Genomic DNA, 1,072 nt, shown 5'->3' with positions numbered 1-1,072 from the left:
CGCCACGCCAGCCCGCGTGTCACTCACCAAGGCCGCGTAACATCAACCCCACGGAACCCCTCGTCGAGCTTTTCCACCGCCCCGAGGACGCGACCTCTCTCAGCGGCCCAGGACGCAGCCAACTTCGCCCTGACTCAGTGGAGCCGCCTTGACCCCGGGCTGAAGGTCGTCGGCGCGGCCGAGCTGGACGTCTCGGTCAGGGACCGCGGCCTGGCCCAGGAACATGCCCATCGGCAACAGACAGCAGACCTTGAACACGGTGAGGAACTGCACCGCCTGGCCCATCTGCAGCGAGTGCTCGCCGATCCGGATCTGCGCCGGGTGTGGTGGGTTGCCCGGTTTCCCGATCGCTTCAACGACCTTGATGGGCTGACAAATGCGCTGAAAGGACTGCCCGTCCCGCAGGAGGCCCAAGACGACGATCTCCGCGGTGACATCCGGCACTTCACGGACCAGCTCGTCACCGCCCTGCACACCCCGCAGCAGCGCGAGGTCTTCCTCCAGGCACTCATCCAGACCCTGCAGGCCCTCGGCCACCACGACCTGGCAACCGCACCCGCCCTCCGGCACAGCCCTCACGATCCCGGGAGCACACCGGCATGAAACTCCACAACGCACGCTGGCTCTTGGCACCGGTGCGACAGCTGCGCACCCGACAGCTCATGGCCCGACACGGGCCCACCCTGCTGTATGACACTGCCTGGGCCCTGATTACGCTACACAGCGCGCCCGACGAAACCGCCCTCTTACGCGCCTGGGTCCGCGAAAATCCCGGCACAGCGCCGGGCGTCCACTACGACCACTGGCACGCACTGAGCGAAGCGGAACAACGTCGCCGCCGCAGGTGGCTGCGACGCCACGGACACTCCCCCATCCAGCTTTTGCGACTCGACGCCAGCCTCATCCACAGCTTGGGCCTCTACGTCCTCGACTGGGGACACCCGCCAGGCTCTGCCGGACAGCACAGCGCGACGTTTGGTGGCGTCCGATCCGCGGTGTAAAAGACGACGAGCGTAGGTTTCGTACTGAACCGTCCAAAGTTCGTACGAAGGAGTCCCACGCTCGTGTCTTC

General features: G+C 66.3%; 1 protein-coding gene. It reads right to left on the bottom strand.

Going from position 1 to position 1,072, the window contains the following annotated elements:
- Positions 1–99: 99 nt before the first annotated feature.
- The gene (locus ABZT03_RS44740; protein ID WP_356050109.1) at positions 100–537 is read right to left on the bottom strand and encodes a hypothetical protein; all 438 of its coding nucleotides are present in this window, start codon (positions 535–537) and stop codon (positions 100–102) included.
- Positions 538–1,072: the final 535 nt, after the last annotated feature.

The organism is Streptomyces sp. NPDC005574 (genome assembly GCF_040605435.1).
GTDB lineage: Bacteria > Actinomycetota > Actinomycetes > Streptomycetales > Streptomycetaceae > Streptomyces.
The sequence above is the reverse complement of the archived record's forward strand: the minus strand, read 5'-3'. Positions and strand labels throughout refer to the sequence as shown.